Origin of the sequence: Novosphingobium sp. PhB55 (genome assembly GCF_004368805.1) — a bacterium.
Lineage (GTDB): Bacteria > Pseudomonadota > Alphaproteobacteria > Sphingomonadales > Sphingomonadaceae > Novosphingobium.
Map to the genome: position 1 here is coordinate 138638 of NZ_SODQ01000004.1, position 19686 is coordinate 158323.

Consider the following 19686-nt stretch of genomic DNA (forward strand, 5'->3'; position numbering starts at 1 on the left):
GATGCCCCTCGCTTCCATCCTTTCCAGCTTTCTTTCGATCTTGGGCAGGTCCGTTCTGACCCGCCCCACAGAACTGCGCTAACAGGAGAATTGCCTTGAAGACCAAGCTCATGGCCGGCGCCTCGGCGCTGACACTCGTAATGATCGCCCCCGGCGTGTCCCTCGCGGCTCCCTACGGCGAGTGCGGCGTGCCGAACACCTCGGCCAACCCGAACGTCGCTTCGTGTATTTCGGATTCGACCCAGTTCCAGGACGGCATCAAATACGACCAGTCGACTTACGGTACCCCGGCCAATCTCAAGGTCGATCTCTACGGAACCGTGGTCGTCAACGCGACCACCGGTACGACGGGAGTCAACGTCAACGGCTCCACCGACCATGACGCGCTGATCGGCGCGCGCAACGGCGCGAAGATCACCGCGACGCAGGTTGGTCTTCAAACGCAGACCACCGGCGCCGGCAGTGCCGGCATCGAAAACCACGGCACGGTGGCGGCAGGCTTCGTCGGCGCCCAGGCACTCGCTTTCGGCACCGGCACGGCATCGATTGTCAACGCCAGCGACGGCAAGATCACCGTCACGCAGCCCTCGGCCAGTATCGGTGCCGCCGGTCTCGCCGTTACCGGGCAGACCGGCAGCGCGGTCAACCAGGGTACCGTCAGGGTGGACGCGATAGGCGCGGCCGGCTCGACTGCTTACGGTATCGGCGGCATGGGGCTTGGCGGCGGTACGATCACGCTGACCAACGCCAACAGCGTCACCGTCACGAACACGGACGGCGATGCACTGGGCATCGGCACACCCGCTAGCGCAGGGAACCTCGTCCTCGCCAACAACGGCAGCCTCGCCGTGACGTCCGGGTCTGGCAAGGCAACCGGTCTTGGCGCGGTGGGCAATGGGACGGCCGGCACGACGGTGGTGACCAATACCGGCGCGCTTTCCGTCACGTCGCAGAACGGCTTGGCTGTCGGCATGTCGGCTGCGGATCGCAGCGATGTCGCCCTGGCGGCCACGCGCACCAGCGCCGCGAGCGCTTTCACGGTCTCCGGCGTCGATGCCACGGGCTTCCAGGTCACCGGGGCGACCGGCGCGGTCAGCGTTGTCGGCACCGGCCAGACCGTGGAGGTCACCGGATCCAACTCTGCCACCGGAGTCTCGGTCGCGGGCGGCACGACCCAGAGCGTCGCTTTCACCCCCGCCACCGTGGGCGGCACGGCCGATGCGGGCGACGTGAACGTCAATGCGGGAGGCCAGGCCCTGGGCGTAGCCCTGAGCGGCGCGACGGATGCCGTTTCGGTCGACTTCACCGGCGCGCGCCTCTTGGCTACCAGCACGGGTGCCGGCGCGACCGGGATTGACGTGGCCGGCGGCAGTTCGGTCGACATCTCGGTGATTCCCGGCAACGGCAGCGGCGCGACGTTCGCGGTCTCCGCAGCGGGCGGCGAGGCCATCGGCATTGCCACTTCGGGCGCGACTGCTGCGCAGAACGTGCAGATCGGCGACACCTTCCGCGTCACCAATACGGCAGGATCGGCCACCGGCATCACTCTGGCTGACGGCACCGACCAGATCGTCACGCTGGATCATGGCGCGACCGTCACGGGTTCGGCAGGCGCGACCGGCATCGGTCTCGAAGGCGGCAGCGGCCTGCTGGCCGTGACCAGCAACGGTGCGCTCATCATCGATGGCGGCACCGGCGACGCCTTCGGCGTGACCGTCAGCGATGGTACCAGCCAGAGCGTGACGCTCACCGGCGCCCTTCAGGTTACCGGTGCGGGTGCGGCCACGGGCGCCAGCCTGTACGGCGGCACCGACCAGACCGTTTCGCTCGCTTCGGGCGCGACGGTGACCGGCGGAACCGATGCAACCGGCATCCGCCTCAGCGGCGGTAGCGGCGCGCTGGCCGTGACCAGCAATGGCGCTCTGACTGTCGCTGGCGGCACGGGCGAAACAGACGGCATCCGCGTCAGTGACGGTGCCAGCCTGGCGCTTGCGATGGACGGCGCACTGACCGTTTCGGGCGCGGGTGCGACGCGGGGTATCGATATTCAGGATATCCTCGGGACCATCTCGATCGACGCCGCCGACACTGTTCAGGTCACAAGCACCGATGATACTGCTGTCGGTCTGCAGGCGCGGGGCGACGGTGACGTCAGCGTCGAGCTTGCAAAGGGGCTGAACGTCCAGGGCAAGCTCGGTGCCGGCGGCGCTTTCGTGGCGGGCAGCGGCGCGCTGTCGCTGGTCTCGGCACAGGACTTCGTGGTGACTTCCGAAAGCGGCCTGGCCATCGGCGGATATATGCTGGGCGGCACCGCGCAAGTGGCGCGCTTCGATGGCGATGTCACACTGTCCGGGGCGACTGCAGGCGTCGGCGCGCTCCAGGTCAATGCCAGCGGACCGGTATCGCTGTCCGTTGGGGGTGATTTCACCGGGACCAACCTTCAGCAGGGCCTCTTCCAGTTCGCGGGCACGACCCAGTCCATCGATCTGGCCGGCAACTTCTCGCTGACCTCGGCCACCGGCGATGTCCTGGGCGTCGTCCAGTCCGGCGCCGGCGATAGCGCAAGCCTCACCGTGGCGGGTGCCTTCGATGTGACCGCGGCCGCGGGTTCCGCCAGCGGCATCGTTCTCGACGGCGCCAGTGCCTCGGTCTCGCTGGCCCAGGGCATGACCGTTTCGGCCGCGGGCAGCAATGCCACGGGTCTTTCGGCCAACCTCACGGGTGACGCGCAGATTGTGCTGGGCGGCGCGCTGAGCGTAACCAACGACGCGGCTTCGACCGGCGGCAGCGCCACCGGCCTGGCGCTGTTCGGCAGCGGCGCGCAATCCGTCGCGTCGAGCGGCCCGGTCACGGTTTCGGCCGATGGCTCGGCCACCGGCTTCGACCTTACGGGCAGCACCGGCGCAATCGATCTGGTTGCAACCGGTCTCGTCACGGTTGCGAGCGCCAGTGGCGATGCCCTCGGTCTCTCGATCGACGGCGGCGCCGACCAGGACGCGGTGCTGAGCGGCGGCCTGACCGTCTCCGGCGCGGGCACCGCCACGGGCGTGGTACTCGCCAATGGCACCGGCATCGCCAGCCTCGACCTGCCGGCGCCCCTCTCTGTCTCCAGCGGCGCGGCCGATGCCACCGGCATTTCCGCCGCCAGCGGCGCGGGCCTGGGGATCGACGCGCTCGGCGACGTGACCGTCTCGGCGGCCACCGCTGCCACCGGCGTACAGTCCACCGGCTTCACCGGCGCGCAGGATGTGGCGCTCGGCAATGTCGCCGCCATCGCGGGTAGCGGCAGCGTCCTCGGCGTCGGCCTCTCGGGTAACGGCGCGATCACCCTGGCGGATGCCGGTTCGATCGTCGCTTCGGGCACGGGCGGTTTCGGCGTCTCGGTCGAAGGTACCGGCACCGACGGCGCGATCTCGGTTTCGCTGGCCGATGTCCAGACGTCGGGCGACGGCGTAACCGGCGTGAACCTCGCCCAGACCGGCGCCGGTTCCAGCGGCGACATCGCTGCCAGCCTCGCTTCGGTAGTCACGACCGGCGCCGATGCGGCGGGCGTCACCGTGCAGGCTGGGCAGTCGGGCAATGTCTCGTTGACCCTGGGCAAGAGCGCCGCTCCGGCCCAGGCCCGGGTCGCCCTTGCTGCCACCGTGACGAACGGCGTCTCCACGCAGGGTGCCAATGCCAATGGCGTCACGCTCACCGTCGTCGAAGGCACGGGCACGCTGACCAACCTCGGCACCATCTCGACCACCGGCGTCAATGCCGCAGGTATCGCGGCAACAGCCAGCGGCAGCGGATCGATCGTCCTCGACAGCGCGGCCGTGACGACCACGGGCGCGGGTTCGGATGGCATTTCAGTCCAGACCGGCACGGGCGCCCAAACACTGACGGTGCAGAGCGTCATCGCCAGCGGGAACGGTTCGCGCGGTATCGCCGCGACGACCGGCAGCGGCGTAATCGGTCTGGCGGCCAGGACGGTGACGGCTTCCGGGAATGCCATCGAACTGACCTCCTCCAGCGGCGACATCTCGGCGGCTCTGGCGGGCGGCAAGATCGACTCTGCAACCGGCGCGGGCCTTGCCATCGTTACCGGCGGCAGCGCCAAGGTAACGCTGGCCAGTGGCGGCACGCTTCATGGTGCGACTTTCGGCCTGTCCTCGGACGCCGATGGCGGCCAGGATGTCCTGCTCGCGGGCACGGTGGGGGCTGGCAGCAACCACGCCGTTGCCCTTTCGGGCGGCGTCGCCACGCTGACCAACTCGGGCACGATCAACGGCTACATGACCTTCGAAACCGTCTCGACCACGCTGACCAACAGCGGCACCTGGAACGCCTTCGGCGGGGACACTGCGTTTGCCGGCAACGCCACGCTGGTCAACGGCGGCACGATCAACATCAATCCGGCGGCCGCCGCGGCTGCCACGATGAAGATCACCGGTCTCACCACCTTGCGCAATTCGGGCACGATCAGCCTCGTCAACGGTCACACCGGTGACGTGCTCGATCTGGGCAACGCGGCCTTCGTGGGCAGCGGCAATTCGCGTGTCGTGCTGGAAGCCAACCTCGGCGCCAGTGCAGTGGGCGCCAATGCGGCTCAGTCGGCGGATCAGCTCAATGTCGGCGCGGTTTCGGGCACCACGACGATTGCCATCAAGGACCTGAGCGGCGCCACCGGCGCGCAGTTCAATTTCGAGGGCATTCGCCTGGTGAACGCGGCTTCGGTCGCTACCGGGGCCTTCGTCCTCGAAGGCGGCGCGGTCAACAAGGGCTTCGTCGACTACCAGCTTCTGACCGATGCGGACGGCAACCTCGATCTCGTCGGCGTGCCCAGCACGCAGGCCTTCGAACTCGTCCGTACCGGCGCCGAAGTGCGCCACTACTGGCGTCGTTCGGGTGATGCCTGGTCGGACCAGATGCGCGCCACCGCGCCGCATGATGGCATGGCGCTCTGGGGCCAGATCCTGGGCGGCAGCGAAACCAACCGCTCGCGTCCGATCTATTCGGAAACGGTGCTGGGCACGGCCACGAGCTTCGCGCCCAATCTCGACGTGCGCGACAGCTGGTGGGGTGGTCAGTTCGGCCTCGACTGGGGCCGTGGTGGCGATTGGTCCGTCGGCGTGACCGGCGGTTCCGTCTCGCAGGAAGGCAAGGTCAAGTCGACTGGCGACCGCATCAAGCTCGACGGCGGCAACCTTGGCCTCTACGCCCGCTACCGCAGTGCTGACGGGCTCTTCGCCCACGCCCTGGCCAAGCTCGACCGTTATTCGCTCAAGTACGACCTCGGCAACGGCGCCAGCGCACCCAATTCGAACGGCACCAGCTACGGCGTCGAAATCGAGGCCGGATATCACATCCGCACCGGCAGCGTGTTCTTCGAGCCTTCCGCCAGCGCTTCGTGGTCTGACGCAGACCTCGACGGCTTTGCCGCAGCGGGCGGCGTCGGCGCGAAGTTCGACCATGTCCAGAGCTTCTACGGCCGGGCAGGCATGCGTGCAGGCGTGGAAACCCACTCGGGCGACTGGGCGCTCCAGCCCTATCTGGGCGTGAACTGGGAAGGCGAGATGAATGGCCGACCGGGCGCCACGCTGTCTTCGGGCGGTCAGGATCTCTACTTCCGCGATGCTTCGGAAGGCGGACGTGCACGTTGGGAGGCCGGCATTCAGGGCGCCTCGCAGGGGCTTTCCGCCTTCGCCAAGGTGGAAGGTGTGACCGGTTCCGGCACCAGCGGCATCGCCGGCCGCGCGGGTGTTTCGATCCGCTGGTAAGCATGGAAACGCGAAGCGCCGTCTCCTGATAGAGGGCGATCCGCAAGATAGGGGGCCGGCGCGCTGGGGTGCGTCGGCCCCTTTTTTCATGTCGGCCGGTATCGCCGTCGGCCACGCACGAAGGGATGTGTTCGGGAAGCATTACGGCCAGGCTTCGTTGTGGCTTCAGGCGAAAAAAATCGGCTGGGAAAGTCCATTTGTGCCGGATTTCCTCTAAAAACAAAGCATCCCCCCGTTCGCGCCGAAGCGGTTCACGCATTTGGCGAAATCCCAGAGGAAGTGATGCGCCACGCCATGGTAGTTCCGGATTCGGTGACGGTTCGATCCGCTCACCAATTCGTGGCAGTTCTCCGCGCGAAGCTTGAAGAAGATCAGGACGTCGATCTTGATCTGTCTTCACTGGCCGAAGTTGATCTTGCTTTCATCGAGATTATTTACTCTGCCCGCGGACAACGGGCGCGTGCGGGCCGCGATCTGCGGCTGACGCAGCCCGCCAGCGGCGCCGTAGTCGCTCTGCTCCAGCGCGCGGGCTTCCTGACGGACCTCACCCCCCCGGACATCGAATTCTGGTTCCACGGAGAACTGCCGCAATGACTGCCTCTATCCTCACTGTCGACGATTCCCCCAGCTTGCGCATGGCGATCCGCATCGCGCTGACCGGCGCGGGCTATGATGTCACCGAAGCCGGCGATGGCGTGGAAGGCCTTGCCGCAGCGGGCGCAAAGCGGTTCGACCTGATCATCACCGATCTCAACATGCCCAACATGGACGGGCTAACGATGATCCGCGAACTGCGCAAGGCGCCCGAACAGGCCGGCGTGCCGATCATCTTCCTCACCACCGAAAGCGACGATGCCATGAAGCAGCAGGCCAAGGCGGCCGGCGCCACCGGGTGGCTGGTGAAGCCCTTCGTGCCCGAACAGCTGATCAAGGTTTCGCGCAAGGTGCTGGGCCGGTGAGCACGCAGGACCCGGTCGCGGCGTTCCGCGTCGAGGCGGGCGAACTGCTGGACCAGATCGAGCACGGCTTGCTCGACCTGGGTCACCGGCTGGACGACCGCGCGCTGATCGATGAAGTGTTCCGGGGGCTGCATACGCTCAAGGGATCCGGCGCGATGTTCGGCTTCGACGCGCTGGCCGATTTCACCCACCACTGCGAAACCGCGTTCGACCGCGTGCGCAAGGGGCTGGCCCCGGCGACGCAGGAACTGGTGGCGGTGATCCTCTCCGCGCGCGATCACATGCGCGCGCTGATCGAGGGCGACGGCACCGGGCTGGAAAACGCTGGTGCGGCAATCCTGCAGCAGCTTCAGGCGGCGATCGACGGGGCCGGGGGCGAGACATCCGTTCCTGCTGCTTCTGCCGCGCCGACGGCGCAACCGAAGCAGGTCGCGTGCGGCGGCTGGCGCCTGTTCTTCCGGCTCCCCGCCGACGCCATGGCGAATGGCACCAACCCGTTGATGCTGCTCGACGAGCTGCGCGAACTGGGTGAATGCAAGATCGTCGCGCGCACCGATACGGTGCCGCCACTTGCCGAACTGGTTCCGACCGAATGCCACATCGGCTGGGACGTCGAACTGCGCGGCGACATCTCGCGTGACGATATCGACGACGTCTTCATCTTCGTGATGGACGACATGGAACTGACCGTCGAGCCGCTTGGTGACGAGGGCGCCGAGGCTGCGCCCGAAATCGCCGAGGAAATGCCTGTCGTGGAGGCGCCTGCCACCGCGCAGGACGGTCCCGCCAACCGTGCCGCCGGCAACCCGAGCGCCAACCCGAGCACCAAGCCCGCTGGCGAAAGCGTGCGGGTTCCGGCCGAGCGGCTGGACGAGCTGATGGACCGCGTGGGCGAACTCGTGATCGTGCAGAGCCGCTTGTCGCAGCTTGCCAGCGGGCAGGGTTCGGCCGTCGGCAACGAACTGGCGCTTCGCTCGATTTCCGAGGAAATCGAACGGCTTGCCGGTGAATTGCGCGATACCATGATGGTGCTGCGCATGGTGCCCGTTGCCAGCCTGTTCAGCCGCTTCCGCCGCCTGGTGCACGATCTTGCGCGCGAAACCGGCAAGACCATCGAGCTTTCGACCGAAGGCGAGACCACCGAAGTCGACAAGACCATGATCGAGCGTCTGGCCGATCCGATGGTCCACCTGATCCGCAACGCCTGCGATCACGGGCTGGAAACCCCCGAGGATCGCCTTGCCGCCGGCAAGCCTGCGGCCGGACAGGTTCGCCTTTCCGCCCATCAGGCGGGCGGCGAAGTGCTCATCACCATCCGCGACGATGGACGCGGTATCGACCGCGCCCGCGTGCGCGCCAAGGCGGAAACGCAAGGGCTGATCCAGCCCGGCCAGCAGGTGTCCGATCACGATCTGTTGCAGATGATCTTCCACCCGGGCTTCTCCACGGCGGCGCAAGTGACGAACCTTTCGGGGCGCGGCGTCGGCATGGACGTGGTGAAGCGCACGATCGAGAGCCTGCGCGGCGCCATCGACATCACCTCGGCGCCCGGCGAGGGTTCCACCGTGGTGCTGCGCATTCCGCTGACGCTGGCGATCATCGACGGGCTGCTCGTCCGCGTGGGCGAGGGCCGCTACGTGATCCCGCTGGGCGCGGTGGAGGAATGCCTCGAACTCAGTCTTGAGGAAGACCTGCGCTCGCGCGGTCGCAGCTTCATTACCTTGCGCGACCGGCTGGTGCCGTTCCTGCGCCTGCGCGAGATCTTCGACACCGGCACGCGGCCCGATCCGCACCAGAAGATCGTCGTCATCGCCACCGGCACCGAGCGTGTCGGGCTGGTGGTGGATCAGATCATCGGCAGCCACCAGACGGTCATCAAATCCATGTCGCCGCTGCACCGCGACGTGGCGACGTTCGCGGGCGCCACGATCCTGGGCGACGGCGGTGTCGCGCTGATCCTCGACGTCGCGCAGCTCGTCATGCTCGGCCAGAACCAGGAGGAGCGGCTTCGCGCCGCCGGATAAGCACTCATGAGCGCACAACCAACCGCCACGCAGTGGGATGCCGAGGGCAATCTCGAAGTGTTGACCTTCAATCTGGGCGCTGAGACTTTCGCGCTGGAAGCCACGCTGGTCCGCGAAATCCTGGACCTTCTGCCGGAAACCCGCGTCCCCGGCGCGGCGCCGCTGCTGGGCAGTGTCGTCAACTTTCGCGGCAAGATCATCCCGATCGCCGACCTTCGGCTGGCCTTCGCCATGCCGGCCGCCGAAGCGACCGTCGACAGCCGCATCGTCGTGATCGAGACGCAAGTCGAGACGGATGCCGGGGGCGAAACGTTCCAGATCGGCATTCGCACCGACAAGGTTCACGAAGTGGCGACGCTGCAGCGCGCCGCCAGCGAGGAACCGCCCGCCGTCGGCATGCGCTGGCGCCGCGATTTCGTTCGCGAGCTGGTTCGCCGGCAGGACGGCGTGGTCGTCCTGCCCGATCTGGCCGCGATTTTCCACTCGCTGGTCGGCGGCACCGATGCCGCCAGCCAGCCGTCCACCGTCCATTGAGCCCAGCCGATCAACCGAGCCGATCGGCCGCGCCGACAAACCGCGGAGCCACCATGCGCGCAACCATCAAGCTGAAGCTTTGGGGGACCTTCGGGCTCCTGCTGATCATCATGACGGCGACTATCGTGGTCGGCGTTTCCCGCCTCACCACGCTTAACGACGCTGTCGGCAACCTGGTGACAGGCCCCGCGCGGCAGCTCGACCGCGCCCGCGCCATCGACAGCGGCGTGAGCATGATGGTGCGCGCCGAGAAGAACCTGGTCCTCACCGAGGATGCGGTGGAGCGCCGCGAACTGGAAACGCGCATCGCCGCCACGCGAGACCGGGTCGACCAGGAAGTGGAACAGGGCAATACCGCCGCCTCGGGCGAGACGCGCAGCGCCTGGGCGCAGCTTCGCGAGCAGTGGACCGCGTTCAAGCCGGTGAACCAGCAGGTGAGCGACCTCAGCAGCCGCGACAAGGCTGCCGCCGCTGCGCTGACCATGGGCGAATCGCGCGATCGGGTCCAGGCCGTGACCAAGACCGTCGAAGGCCTGGTCCAGGTCGAGCAGCGGACGATGGCGAAGGCCGACGACGACACCGAAGTGACCTATGGCGCGGCCCGTTCGCTGATGATCGGCATGGGGCTTGCAGCCGTGCTGATCACCGTGATCGCCGCGGCCTATCTGGGACTGGTGATCTCGCGCGGACTGAAGGCGGCCGGCGATGCGATGCGCCAGGTGGCCGACGGTGACCTTACCCGCACCGCGGAAGTCAGGTCCAACGACGAGATCGGCGACCTGCTGGGCCATGTGAACACCATGATCGAGCGCCTGCGCGGCGTGGTCGGGGATGCCACTGTGGCTGCCGAGAACGTGTCGGCGGGAAGCCAGGAGCTTTCGGCCAATTCCGAGCAGGTCTCGCAAGGCGCCACCGAACAGGCCGCCGCTGCCGAGCAGGCTTCGGCCTCGATGGAAGAGATGGCCGCCAACATCAAGCAGAACGCCGACAATGCCGCGCAGACCGAGAAGATCGCGCGTCAGTCCTCCAAGGATGCGGAAAGCAGCGGCGTTGCCGTGAACCGTGCGGTCGGCGCCATGCGCACGATTGCCGAGAAGATCGGCATCGTTCAGGAAATCGCCCGTCAGACCGACCTTCTGGCGCTCAACGCGGCCGTGGAAGCGGCGCGTGCCGGTGAGCATGGCCGGGGCTTTGCCGTGGTCGCATCCGAAGTGCGCAAGCTGGCCGAACGCAGCCAGCACGCGGCAGCCGAGATCGGCGCGGTTTCCACCGAGACCGTGCAGGCAGCGGCCGAGGCGGGCGAGATGCTTTCCAAGCTGGTGCCCGACATTCGCCGCACGGCCGAACTGGTCTCTGAAATCAGCGTCGCCTGCCGCGAACAGGATATCGGCGCCTCCCAGATCAACGAGGCGATCCAGCAGCTCGACCAGGTGACCCAGCAGAACGCCGGCGCTTCCGAGCAGATCTCCACGACTTCCGAGGAACTGGCCGCGCAGGCCGAGGAGCTTCAGGCTTCGATCGCTTACTTCCGCGTCTCCGATCACGTCAATCGCCGCAAGGCCGCGCCGGTGGCGGTCCGTCAGGCGGTCCAGGCGGCGGCCGTGCCGCGCAGGGCACCGGCCCGGCCGCCGCGCGCGCTTTCGGTGGCCGACCAGCAGGCCCGCGCCCGCGGCTTTGCGCTCGATCTCTCCACCGGCGGTCCCGACAGCGAGGACGAGGCGTTCAGCACCCACGCGGCCTGACGGCCCCGCCGACCAACCCACTTCAGATTACCGACTTTCCCCCCAATCCGCCTTCCAGGATTCCCATTGCCATGCGCGCTACCATAAAGATGAAACTGGGCGTGACCTTCGCCATCATCCTGATCCTGCTTGCAGTCGTCGTCGGCGTCAGCCTGACGCGCCTCGGCACGCTCAACACTGCCATCACCGACCTCATCAGCGGCCCGGCCGCCCGCCTCGACCGCGCGCAGCAGGTCCAGGTCGTGTTCGGCACGCTGGCGCGCAACGAGCGCAACATGACGATGACGAACGATCCGGAGCTGGTGAAGGAATTCGACGACAAGGCCAGCCGCTCGATGACCGAATTCGATCGGCTGCTGGAAGAAGGCGAGGCGAATGCCCAGGCCGAAACCAAGCAGGCCTGGCGCGAAATGCGCAGCTCGTACGAGACCTTCAAGCCGCTGGACGCCCGCATCAGGGCGATGGCCCGGGCCGGTCAGAACGACGAAGCCGCCGTGCTGGCGCTGGGCAGCGCCCGCGATTCCCTGGACCGCGTCACCAAGCTGACCGAGGACCTCGTCGCCCGCGCCCGTGAAGACATGGGGAAGGTCGATAAGGAAACCGACGCGCTCTATGCCTCGGCACGCGCCACGCTGCTGACCGTCGCCGCCGTCGCCTTCATCGGCGCGCTCGTGGGCGCGGTGTGGATCTCGCTGATCGTCTCGCGCGGTCTTGGCCGGGTCGGCACTGCGATCAATGCGGTGGCCATCGGCGACCTCGACAACGACGTGGAAGTGACTTCGAACGACGAGATCAAGGACCTTGTCGACACCGTCAACAAGATGACCGCGAACTTGCGCGTCAGCGCCGCCCTGGCCGACAAGATCGCTGACGGCGACCTGACCGTCAGCCACAAGCCCCTGTCGGAACAGGACAAGCTGGGCCATGCCCTCGTCCGCATGATCGAGCGCCTGCGCGGCGTGGTGGGCGATGCCACCGTGGCGGCCAACAATGTCGCCAGCGGCAGCCAGGAACTCTCCTCGACTTCCGAACAGGTCTCGCAGGGCGCGACCGAGCAGGCCGCTGCGGCAGAGCAGGCCTCGGCCTCGATGGAAGAGATGTCGGCCAACATCAAGCAGAACGCCGAGAACGCCGCCCAGACCGAGAAGATCGCGCGCCAGTCGGCCCAGGACGCCGAAGCCAGCGGCATTGCCGTCGACCGTGCGGTAGGCGCCATGCGCACCATCGCCGAGAAGATCGGCATCGTGCAGGAAATCGCCCGCCAGACCGACCTGCTCGCGCTCAATGCAGCCGTCGAGGCAGCGCGCGCGGGCGAACATGGCCGCGGCTTCGCCGTCGTCGCTTCGGAAGTGCGCAAGCTGGCCGAACGCAGCCAGGGCGCGGCCGCCGAAATCGGCGCGGTTTCGTCCAATACCGTCGATGCCGCCACCGAGGCGGGCGAGATGCTTTCGAAGCTGGTGCCCGATATTCGCCGCACGGCCGAACTGATCTCGGAAATCAGCGCTGCCTGCCGCGAACAGGACATTGGCGCGGGCCAGATCAACCAGGCGATCCAGCAGCTCGACCAGGTCACCCAGCAGAACGCCGGGGCCTCGGAAGAGATTTCCGCAACGTCGGAAGAACTGGCGGCCCAGGCCGAGGAACTCCAGGCCTCCATCGCCTACTTCCGCGTCGACGATGCCGGCAAGGCGCCCCGTGCCGCCGCCCCGGTCCGCAAGCCAAGCTCGATCTCCGCATCGATCAAGACGGCGGTGAAGGCGCCCGCGAAGCGCCCTGCGGCCGCCAATGGCCAGGCCCGCACCAACGGCTTCGCGCTCGACCTCGCGATGGGCGGGCCGGACGACCGCGACGACGCCTTCGGGATGCACGCGGCATGAGCGACGTCCAGGAGATCCAGGCCGTTACCTTCGGCCTGGGAGCGGAGATCTTCGCGGTGCCGGTGACACTGGTCCGCGAGATCCTGGACTACCGCGAAACCTTCCGCATTCCGGGCGGGCCGGACTATCTGCTCGGCCTCACCGACATGCGCGGCGAAGGCGTGACCACGATCGACTTCCGCCTGCGGCTGGGCCTGCCGCAGACGGAACCGACCCCGGCGACGCGCATCCTGGTGGTGGACATTCCGCTGGAGGACCGCGTGCTGGTGCTGGGGCTGGTGGTGGACCGGGTGATCGAGGTCACCAGCTTCCGGGCGGACCAGATGGGCGGCGCGCCCGATGTCGGCGTGCGCTGGCCGTCCGAATATATCGGCGGCGTGGTGAAGCGCGAAGAGGGCTTCACCGTGCTGGTGGACATGCCGCGCATCTTCTCGGCCGAGGAAGCGTCGCGCCTGTCGTTCGCTGCCTGACGTCCTTCGCTGCCTGACCCTCAATTCGAATTCCGGAGCCGCGCAGATGACCGCAACCGCGCAAACGACAGCCTTGGCCAATCGCACTTCGTCCAGTGCCCTCGCCGCAGGGCACCATGGCAGCGACCCGATGAGCAAGCGCAATTTCGCGCGGCTGGCGGCCTACATCTACGAATATTCCGGCATCAAGATGCCCGAGAGCAAGAAGACCATGCTCGAAGGCCGCCTGCGCCGCCGCCAGCGGGCAAGCGGGTCGCGCACGCTGGACGACTACTGCGACTACATCTTTGCCGGTGAAAACCTGGCGCAGGAAGGGCTCTCGCTGATCAATGCGGTCACCACCAACAAGACCGACTTCTTCCGCGAGCCCGGCCATTTCGACTACCTGAGCAAGGTCATCCTGCCGGAAATGACCGCGCGCGGTGTGCGTTCGATTCGCGCCTGGAGTGCGGCCTGCTCGACCGGGCCGGAACCCTATACCCTGGCCATGGTACTGGACGATCATGCCGAGACCCAGGGCGGGCCGGACTACGGCATCCTGGCCACCGATCTCGATACCGACGTGCTCGAAACCGCGCGGGCCGGCATCTATCCGGCGGAACTCGTCGATCCGGTGCCGGAAACTCTCCAGCGCAAATATGTGATGTTCCCGCGCGATCCGGCGCGGAACGACGTGCGCATGGTGCCCGCACTGCGCAGCGCGATCGGCTTCGCCCGGCTAAACCTGATGGACGATTGCTACCCGGTGGGTGAGCCCATGCATCTGGTGTTCTGCCGCAACGTGCTGATCTATTTCGACAAGCCGACGCAGAAGCAGGTCGTCTCGCGGCTGGTCGATTGCCTGAAGCCGGGCGGCCATCTGTTCCTCGGCCATTCGGAATCGATCACCGGGCACGACCTGCCGCTGACGCAGGTGGCCAATACCGTGTTCCGGAAGGGCTGAGGCAATGGTCATGGGCAAGAAGATCCGCGTTCTCGTCATCGACGATTCCGCCAGCGTGCGTCAGACGATGACCGCGATCCTCCAGGAAGATCCGGAGATCGAGGTGATCGGCTCCGCCCCCGATCCCTTCAGCGCCGCGCGGCGCATCCAGGAGGAAGTGCCCGACGTCATCACGCTGGACGTGGAAATGCCGCGCATGGACGGCATCACTTTCCTGCGCAAGCTGATGTCGCAGTGTCCGGTGCCCGTTGTCATGTGCTCCTCGCTGACCGAAGAAGGTTCCGAAACGCTGCTCCAGGCGATGGAAGCGGGCGCCGTGGATGTTATCCTGAAGCCGCGCATCGGCGTGGCGGACCATCTTGCCGAGCACAACCTCCAGATCCGCGACGTGGTGAAGGGCGCCTCCCGCGCTCGCGTTCGCGGCCGGCCTGCCGTTCGTGAGGCGAAGCCCGAAGCGCCGCAGAAGAAGCTGACCGCCGATGCCGTGCTGCCGCCGCCGAGCGGCCGGGCGATGAGCCGCACAACCGAGATGGTGGTCTGCCTGGGCGCCTCTACCGGCGGCACCGAGGCGCTGCGCGAAGTGCTGGAGGCGCTCCCCGCCAATGCGCCGGGTGTCGTCGTGGTCCAGCACATGCCCGAGAATTTTACCCGCGCTTTCGCCAAGCGTCTCAACGGCCTTTGCGAAGTGGACGTGAAGGAAGCCGTGGACGGCGATCCGGTGCTGCGCGGCCATGTGCTGATCGCGCCGGGCGGCAAGCACCTGATGCTGGAGCGGCAGGGCGCGCGCTATCACGTCGCGGTCAAGGACGGTCCACTGGTCTCCCGCCATCGCCCTTCGGTGGACGTGCTGTTCCGCTCCGCCGCGCGCTCGGCCGGATCGAACGCGGTGGGCGTCATCATGACCGGCATGGGCGACGACGGCGCGCGGGGCCTGCTGGAAATGAAGCAGGCCGGCGCCCGCACATTCGCGCAGGACGAGGCGAGTTCGATCGTGTTCGGCATGCCCAAGGAAGCCATCGCGCGCGGCGCGGCGGACCGGGTGGTGCCGCTTGGCGCCATCGCCCGCGAACTGCTTGCGGCAACCAACCGATGATGACGATGGAAGAACATGGCTGGCCGATGACCGATAGTGCTTATTTCCCCGAACCGGCTTTGGACGAACCGGCCGAGGCCGATCTCCACAGGGGCGTGAACCCTGCCGTTCTCTCGCCCGATGGCCCGGTTGCCCCCGTCGTTTCCGGTGCTTCGCTTGGCGAACTGGCCGAGGCCATTGCCAGGATCGCGGGCGGCCTCGATGCGCGCTTCGTGGCCGCGGGCACGGCGCTTGCCCGTGCCTACGAGATCGTCGAAGGCCTGATCGGTGCGCTCGAAAGCGTGACCAATGCCTTCGAGCGCGATGCCGCCGATGCCGCCGTGGGCAATATGCGCGGCACGGCCGACCGGCTGACACGCCTGCCCGCGATCCAGGCCGCGCGGAAGGAGGCGCTGGTGTCGATCGAGCGCGCCAGCGCGGCGCTGGCCAACCAGATCGATCAGGTCAATCGCACCCTCAGTTTCCTGCGCATCTGCGGCCTCAACATCAAGGTCGCGGCGGCCGGAGCGGGAGACTTCTCCGGGTTCGCCGATACCATGTTCGTCAAGCTGGACCTCGGCGAAACCGAGATGGAGGGTCTTTCGAAGGAGATCGGCTGGCTGTCGGAAGCGGTGCCGGCGATGTTCGAGGTCGAACGCCAGCTGGCCGGCGAATGCGCGCTGGTGATACCGCATATCCCCCGCAAGCTGTCCGACGATGCCGTCGCTCTCCAGCAGCATCAGCTGGAGCTGGCGGAACGGGCCTTGCGGATCGCGGAAGTGGCCCGCCATATCCGCGCGCAAGTCGGCACGGCCCTGGGCGCGTTGCAGGTAGGCGACAGCACGCGGCAGAGGCTGGAACATCTGGCCGACGGGCTCCACGATGTGAGTGCCTTCATGGCCGCGCCGGGCGCACTTTGCGCAGAGGTCGCCGGAACGGTGGCGGATCATGCCCTGGCCCTGCTTTCGGCGCAGACGCTCGATACGCTGGACACGTTCCAGCGGGAATCGCGCCTGCTCGCCACCAGCCTGCGCGGGATCGGACCGAGCGCGGCCAGCCTGCTCGAACTGCGCGAGACCGATGACGGTTCGGGCGAAGGTGCAGATGGGGGCGCAGATCGGGGCGCAGGTGGGGGTGAGGGCGTGTTCCTTCACCGGCTCGAACGCAGCGTGGCCGAAGTGGCGACTGTCACCGAGCGCTTGCGCGAGGCCGATGCCCGTTCCAGCCGCCTGAGCAGCCTGGCCTCGACGACGGCGGAAAACCTCGCGCAGCGATTGGCGACCGTCCACCGCATCACCGGCGAAGTCCAGCAGATGGCCTGGAACACGGACTTGCGCTGCTACCGCATGGGCGAGGAAGGGCGGGGCCTTGCCGTTATCGCTTCCGAGATCCGCGGCTTCGCGGCCACGCTGGCGACGATCGCCCTGGGCATCGCGCAGTCCTTCGACGGACTGACCGCCGCGGCCGGCGTCATTCGTGGCTCCGAGGAGGATGCGCCGGTCGACGCCGGGGCGGCACTGGCGGAATCGCTGGATTGCATCCGCGATGGCGGAGAGCGCATGCGCTCCGGCCTCTCGGAACTCGATGAGGGTGCGGTTTCCGTGACCGCCATCCTGGAGGAAACCACCGGCAGGATCGATTGCGAGGCCGAGGTCGGCGGTCCGCTCGCGGCTATTGCAGAGCGGCTTGCCCTGCTCGGCCGGGAGGCGGACGACATGCCAGAGGACGGTGCGGAAGCGCTCGGCCAGCTGCTGGGCGCGATCGGATCGCGCTATACGATGGCCCGTGAGCGCGAAATACACCGCGCCTTCCAGCCGGGCGGCGTGGCGGATACGGCCCCTGCCGCCGATCCGTTCGACCTCGCCCTCGATGACGACGATTTCGACGACGGTCTGTTCTAGGAACTGCCGATCCCAGAGCTGGCCGCTGCCGGGGTACGGGTCGCGGAGGCGCCGTGGCGGTAGTCCGGCTGCGCGGGATCGCCGAAGGCCGCGAGGATGCGCTGCTGGCGCGCGGCCAGGCTGTCGCGATAGGCGGGGTGCGTGACGATATAGGCCTCGTCGTTCTGTACGGCTTTCACCACGGCCCGGCCAAGCCAGAGCGGATCCATCATGTTGGCCTCGATCATCGCGGCGCGTTCGGGATCGTCGGCGGCGCTGGCGGCCGCATCGTGCTGCGCCATCCGGCTGCGCGTGAGGCCGGGGAACAGGGTGGAGACCCCGACGCCGGCCGGCGCCAGTTCCTCACGCAGCGCGTCCGACAGCCCCAGTACGGCGAACTTGCTGGCCGAATAGGCCGCGAAACTGCCGAATGGCGTGAGACCGTTCATCGACGAGGTATTGACGATATGCCCCGCGCGCCGGGCCACCATTTCCGGCGCAAAGGTCCTGATGCCATGGAAGACCCCGGCGACGTTGATCGCCATGACATTCTCGAAGGCATCCGGGGTCACGTCCAGCAACGGGCCGAAGCCCGTGGAGATGCCGGCGTTGTTGCAGAGCACGTCGACCTCCCCGAAGCGCTTTGCCACGGCGTCCTTGGCCCTTTGCCAGCTATCGGGATGGCGGACGTCCAGCTTCACGATTAGGACTTCGGAGCCCGGTGGCAGCGTTTCCGCTTCTTCCTGCGCGAAGTCCGGGCTCAGGTCGGCCAGCACGATACGGGCGCCGCGTTCGGCGAAGGCCCGGGCCATTCCGCCGCCGATGCCGCCACCGCCGCCGGTGATGAAGATCGTCTTGCCGCTCAGTTCGAACATGATGAAATCCCCTGATCCGCCGTGGAGCGATCGATCCGCATCCGGTCTCGCCAGACGGCACTTTTTACTTCGTCCGGTCCCTGGATTTCCACCGCCAGGGCGACATGGCCGAGCGACAGCATCAGGTCCATCAACCGCCGCCCGGCGGGGGGCAGCGTGGCGAGGTCCCGGTCGTCGAGCCAGGTGAGCGCGGCCTCCAGCAGCGGGCTTGCCGCCTCGAAGAAGGCTTCGCGGGCCTCCGGGCTCGATGCCGTGCGCTGCGCCGCCCGCCTCGCGGTGCCGGACAAGCCCCATTGCGCAACGAACGGCTCCAGCGCGGAGAAGCCGTCGGGCAGGGTTGACGCCTGGTTCATGGCCTCTCTCCCAGCGAACTGGCGTGGGCCTGGACGCGGGAGTCCACTTCATTGAAGAGATGGCGGCAGAGCGCTTCCATGCTCTGGAAATGGATATGGTCCAGCGCACCGCTGGCCAGGCCCTTCTGCCCGCGTTCGATCATCGCGATGTCCTCGCAGTGGATGTCGCGCAATTGCGCCAGGGCATATTCGCGGGCGAAGCGGGTGCTGGCGTTCCCGTCCTCGCCCACCCAGTAGAGCCGCACGACGCCGCGGGAGCGCTCGGCCGAGATCGGGTAGACCGTGTGCGAGAAGGGCTGCGTGGGCGTGCCGATGACGAAGAGGTTGGGGAAGAACGCCAGGTAGTCGCGACCGAAGGGCAGGTCGAGCAAGCCCTGTTCGGCCACGGCGGGAAGGCCCCGCATCGCGGCGGCGCGCTGGAAGGGCTTGAGATCCGGCGCGGGGTTGGACCAGATACGCTGGGTGCGGTGCGGACCGTCGAAGCCCAGGCTGGCCGGGTATCCGAAGGGATTGTCGCCGCCGATCCCGGCGCCGCCGGAGCGGGGGTGGATGAACCGCAAGTGGTAGTTTTCCTGGAAGTTGTCGTACGTCAGCTTCCAGTTGGCGTCGATCTCGTAGGAGTATTGGCTGAAGGTCGTGGCCCGCGCCGCCGGCATCTGCTCCAGCCGTTCGGCATAGGCGCCGAGCCATGCGCGCAGGGGCGGCGCATCCGGATCGAAATTGACGAAGAGCATGCCGCCGCATTCCTGAAGCGCGACCTGGGGAAGCGCGCAGGCGGGTTTGTCGAGATGGAATGCCTCGAAGTCCGGCGCGGACAGCAGCGCGCCGTCGGTTCCGTAAGTCCACATATGGTAGGGGCAGGTGAATTTCGACTGGCGGCCCGACGCCTCCTCCACCAGCTGCGTCCCGCGATGCGTGCAGACATTGTGGAAAGCCCGCAGCACGCCGTCCCTGCCGCGCGCGATCAGGAGGGAAGCTCTCGCAAATTCCAGATCGCGGCGCACGAAGCAGCCCGGTTCCGGCAATTCGCAGACATGCGCCACATGGATCCAGCTCTTGAGGAACACCGCCTGGCGTTCCAGCTCGAAGTAGGCGGGATCGTGATAGGCCCGCGCCGGGATCGGCCCGGTGCCCAGCCATGCCAGTTCATCGGGCGGGATGCGCTGAAAACTCGAAGCGGCGTCAGGCACGGAGC

Annotated in this window: 14 protein-coding genes; 11 read left to right on the top strand and 3 right to left on the bottom strand. The window is 67.4% G+C overall.

All coding sequences use genetic code 11. From position 1 onward, the window contains the following. Window positions 1–95: 95 nt before the first annotated feature. The 11 genes from EDF57_RS10905 to EDF57_RS10955 all read left to right on the top strand — a co-directional run bounded on the left by EDF57_RS10905 (window position 96) and on the right by EDF57_RS10955 (window position 17284). Window positions 96–5762 (top strand): autotransporter outer membrane beta-barrel domain-containing protein, encoded by a 5667-nt coding sequence (locus EDF57_RS10905; protein ID WP_134094254.1) that lies wholly within the window; start codon window positions 96–98, stop codon window positions 5760–5762. Between the two features lie 159 nt (window positions 5763–5921). Next, window positions 5922–6356: an STAS domain-containing protein gene (locus EDF57_RS10910; RefSeq protein ID WP_243841006.1), complete on the top strand. Its 435-nt coding sequence runs from the start codon at window positions 5922–5924 to the stop codon at window positions 6354–6356. Continuing rightward, complete coding sequence (locus tag EDF57_RS10915; RefSeq protein WP_086492540.1) at window positions 6353–6721, top strand: response regulator; 369 nt, start codon at window positions 6353–6355, stop codon at window positions 6719–6721. The genes EDF57_RS10910 and EDF57_RS10915 overlap by 4 nt, the downstream gene beginning before the upstream one ends. Next, complete coding sequence (locus EDF57_RS10920) at window positions 6718–8745, top strand: chemotaxis protein CheA (RefSeq protein ID WP_134094255.1); 2028 nt, start codon at window positions 6718–6720, stop codon at window positions 8743–8745. Before EDF57_RS10915 ends, EDF57_RS10920 begins: the two co-directional genes overlap by 4 nt. Before the next feature lie 6 nt (window positions 8746–8751). Further along, window positions 8752–9279, top strand: a complete 528-nt coding sequence (locus EDF57_RS10925) for a chemotaxis protein CheW (protein WP_132267025.1) — start codon at window positions 8752–8754, stop codon at window positions 9277–9279. Between the two features lie 53 nt (window positions 9280–9332). After that, window positions 9333–11021 (top strand): methyl-accepting chemotaxis protein, encoded by a 1689-nt coding sequence (locus tag EDF57_RS10930; RefSeq protein WP_134094256.1) that lies wholly within the window; start codon window positions 9333–9335, stop codon window positions 11019–11021. 71 nt (window positions 11022–11092) lie between these two features. Further along, a complete protein-coding gene (locus EDF57_RS10935) occupies window positions 11093–12898 on the top strand; it encodes a methyl-accepting chemotaxis protein (protein ID WP_134094257.1) in 1806 nt (601 codons plus the stop codon). Continuing rightward, the gene (locus tag EDF57_RS10940; protein ID WP_132267019.1) at window positions 12895–13368 is read left to right on the top strand and encodes a chemotaxis protein CheW; all 474 of its coding nucleotides are present in this window, start codon (window positions 12895–12897) and stop codon (window positions 13366–13368) included. The genes EDF57_RS10935 and EDF57_RS10940 overlap by 4 nt, the downstream gene beginning before the upstream one ends. Window positions 13369–13498: 130 nt before the next feature. After that, window positions 13499–14311 carry a protein-glutamate O-methyltransferase CheR gene (locus tag EDF57_RS10945; RefSeq protein ID WP_134094542.1) on the top strand — a complete coding sequence of 271 codons (813 nt, stop codon included), beginning with the start codon at window positions 13499–13501 and terminating at the stop codon, window positions 14309–14311. Between the two features lie 10 nt (window positions 14312–14321). Next, on the top strand, window positions 14322–15404 hold the full coding sequence (locus EDF57_RS10950) for a chemotaxis response regulator protein-glutamate methylesterase (protein WP_208324845.1): 1083 nt from the start codon (window positions 14322–14324) through the stop codon (window positions 15402–15404). Then, window positions 15404–17284, top strand: a complete 1881-nt coding sequence (locus EDF57_RS10955) for a hypothetical protein (RefSeq protein ID WP_134094259.1) — start codon at window positions 15404–15406, stop codon at window positions 17282–17284. Before EDF57_RS10950 ends, EDF57_RS10955 begins: the two co-directional genes overlap by 1 nt. On the opposite strand, the gene EDF57_RS10960 is transcribed toward EDF57_RS10955, so the two are convergent. The 3 genes from EDF57_RS10960 to EDF57_RS10970 are packed head-to-tail and all read right to left on the bottom strand — an operon-like array spanning window position 17281 to window position 19681. Next, on the bottom strand, window positions 17281–18138 hold the full coding sequence (locus tag EDF57_RS10960) for an SDR family oxidoreductase (protein ID WP_134094260.1): 858 nt from the start codon (window positions 18136–18138) through the stop codon (window positions 17281–17283). The genes EDF57_RS10955 and EDF57_RS10960 overlap by 4 nt on opposite strands. Then, window positions 18126–18491 carry a hypothetical protein gene (locus EDF57_RS10965; protein WP_134094261.1) on the bottom strand — a complete coding sequence of 122 codons (366 nt, stop codon included), beginning with the start codon at window positions 18489–18491 and terminating at the stop codon, window positions 18126–18128. The genes EDF57_RS10960 and EDF57_RS10965 overlap by 13 nt, the downstream gene beginning before the upstream one ends. Continuing rightward, window positions 18488–19681, bottom strand: coding sequence for an aromatic ring-hydroxylating dioxygenase subunit alpha (locus tag EDF57_RS10970; protein ID WP_134094262.1), 1194 nt, complete (start codon window positions 19679–19681; stop codon window positions 18488–18490). Before EDF57_RS10970 ends, EDF57_RS10965 begins: the two co-directional genes overlap by 4 nt. Between the last annotated feature and the right edge of the window lie 5 nt (window positions 19682–19686).